This is a genomic window from Streptomyces sp. UH6, assembly GCF_013421635.1.
Lineage (GTDB): Bacteria > Actinomycetota > Actinomycetes > Streptomycetales > Streptomycetaceae > Streptomyces > Streptomyces abyssomicinicus.
Genome location: NZ_JACADT010000828.1, coordinates 1 through 2,545, shown reverse-complemented (window position 1 = coordinate 2,545; position 2,545 = coordinate 1). Strand labels below are relative to the sequence as shown.

Here is a 2,545-nt window from a genome sequence, read left to right as displayed (position 1 = left end):
GTCGGCGGCGAGGGCCACAATGGTGCGCGACAGTCCCCCGTTCATGCTCGCAAGACCGTGAAGGAGCCCGGCAGCGATGGCCCGCCGCAGCACGAAGACAGCGTCGCCCGACGATTTCGAGGAGCGGATCCTCGACATCGACGTCGTGGACGAAATGCAGGGCTCCTTCCTCGAGTACGCGTACTCGGTCATCTACTCCCGGGCCCTGCCCGACGCGCGCGACGGCCTGAAGCCGGTGCACCGGCGGATCGTCTACCAGATGAACGAGATGGGCCTGCGGCCCGACCGCGGGTACGTCAAGTGCGCCCGTGTGGTCGGCGAGGTCATGGGCAAGCTCCACCCGCACGGCGACACGTCGATCTACGACGCCCTGGTCCGCCTCGCCCAGCCGTTCTCCATGCGCGTGCCCCTGGTCGACGGCCACGGCAACTTCGGCTCCCTGGGCAACGACGACCCGCCGGCCGCCATGCGGTACACCGAGTGCCGGATGGCCGACGCGACGAGCCTGATGACCGAGTCCATCGACGAGGACACGGTCGACTTCCAGCCCAACTACGACGGCCAGGAGCGGGAGCCGGTGGCCCTGCCCGCCGCCTTCCCGAACCTGCTGGTCAACGGCGCCTCGGGCATCGCCGTCGGCATGGCGACCAACATGCCGCCGCACAACCTCGGCGAGGTCGTCGCCGCCGCCCGGCACCTGATCCGCCACCCGAACGCCGACCTCGACGCGCTGATGCGGCACATCCCCGGCCCCGACCTGCCCACCGGCGGCCGGATCGTCGGTCTGTCCGGCGTCCGCGACGCCTACGAGAAGGGCCGCGGCACCTTCAAGATCCGCGCGACGGTCGCCGTCGAGCAGGTCACCGCCCGCCGCAAGGGCCTGGTCGTCACCGAGCTGCCCTTCGCGGTGGGCCCCGAGAAGGTCATCGCCAAGATCAAGGACCTGGTCGGCTCCAAGAAGGTCCAGGGCATCGCCGACGTCAAGGACCTCACCGACCGCGAGCACGGCCTGCGCCTGGTCATCGAGATCAAGAACGGCTTCGTCCCGGAGGCCGTGCTGGAGCAGCTCTACAAGCTGACGCCGATGGAGGAGTCCTTCGGCATCAACAACGTCGCCCTGGTCGACGGCCAGCCGCTCACGCTGGGCCTCAAGGAGCTGCTCGAGGTCTACCTCGACCACCGTTTCGAGGTGGTGCGCCGCCGCTCCGAGTTCCGCCGCGGCAAGAAGCGCGACCGGCTGCACCTGGTCGAGGGCCTGCTGACCGCGCTCATCGACATCGACGAGGTCATCCGCCTCATCCGCTCCAGCGACAACTCCGCCCAGGCCAAGCAGCGCCTGATGGAGAGCTTCTCGCTGTCCGAGATCCAGACGCAGTACATCCTCGACACGCCGCTGCGCCGCCTCACGAAGTTCGACCGCATCGAGCTGGAGGCGGAGAAGGAGAGGCTCACCGCCGAGATCGCGGACCTGACCCGGATCCTGGACTCGGACGCCGAGCTGCGCAAGCTGGTCTCCGCGGAACTCGCCGCCGTCGCCAAGAAGTTCGGCACCCCGCGGCGCACGGTGCTGCTGGAGTCCGCGGACACCCCCGCCGCCCTGCCGCTGCAGGTCGCCGACGATCCGTGCCGAGTGCTGCTCTCCTCCACCGGCCTGCTGGCCCGCACCGCGAACGCCGACCCGTTCCCCGCCCAGGAGGGCGCCAAGCGGGTAAAGCACGACGTCATCGTCTCCGTCGCGGACACCACCGCGCGTGGCGAGGTCGGCGTCGTCACCTCCGCCGGGCGCCTGCTGCGGATCAACGTGGTCGACCTTCCGCCGCTCCCGGAGATCGCCGCGGGCACCGCGGCCAACCTGTCCGGCGGCGCCCCGCTCGCCGAGTTCGTCTCCTTCGAGGACGACGAGACCCCCGTCTGCCTGACCTCGCTCAGCGAGTCCTCCCCCGGCCTCGCCGTCGGCACGCTCCAGGGCATCGTCAAGCGGGTCGTCCCGGACTACCCGGCGGGCAAGGACGAACTCGAGGTCATCTCCCTCAAGGAGGGCGACCGGATCGTCGGCGCGGCGGAGCTGCGCACCGGCGAGGAGGACCTGGTCTTCATCACCGACGACGCCCAGCTGCTGCGTTTCCAGGCCTCCCTGGTCCGTCCGCAGGGCCGCCCGGCGGGCGGCGTGGCGGGCATCAAGCTGGCCGACGGCGCCAAGGTGATCTCGTTCACCGCGGTGGACCCCGGCCGGGAAGCGGTCGTCCTGACGGTCGCCGGTTCGCGCGGCACGCTCGACGACTCGGTGCAGACCACGGCCAAGCTGACGCCGTTCGACCAGTACCCGCGCAAGGGCCGGGCGACCGGCGGCGTGCGGTGCCAGCGCTTCCTCAAGGGCGAGGACTGCCTCTCGGTGGCCTGGGCGGGCCCGGTGCCGGCCCGAGCCGGTCAGAAGAACGGCATGCCGGCCGAGCTGCCGGAGATGGACCCGCGCCGCGACGGCTCGGGCGTGGGCCTGCCGAAGACGGTCGCCGTCGTCGCCGGCCCGGCGTAACCGCGCCCCGTC

General features: G+C 71.1%; 1 protein-coding gene. It reads left to right on the top strand.

All coding sequences use genetic code 11. The features are described from left to right. Positions 1 to 76: 76 nt before the first annotated feature. Positions 77 to 2,533: a DNA topoisomerase (ATP-hydrolyzing) subunit A gene (locus tag HW445_RS26395; RefSeq protein WP_180223392.1), complete on the top strand. Its 2,457-nt coding sequence runs from the start codon at positions 77 to 79 to the stop codon at positions 2,531 to 2,533. The last annotated feature ends 12 nt before the right edge of the window (positions 2,534 to 2,545 follow it).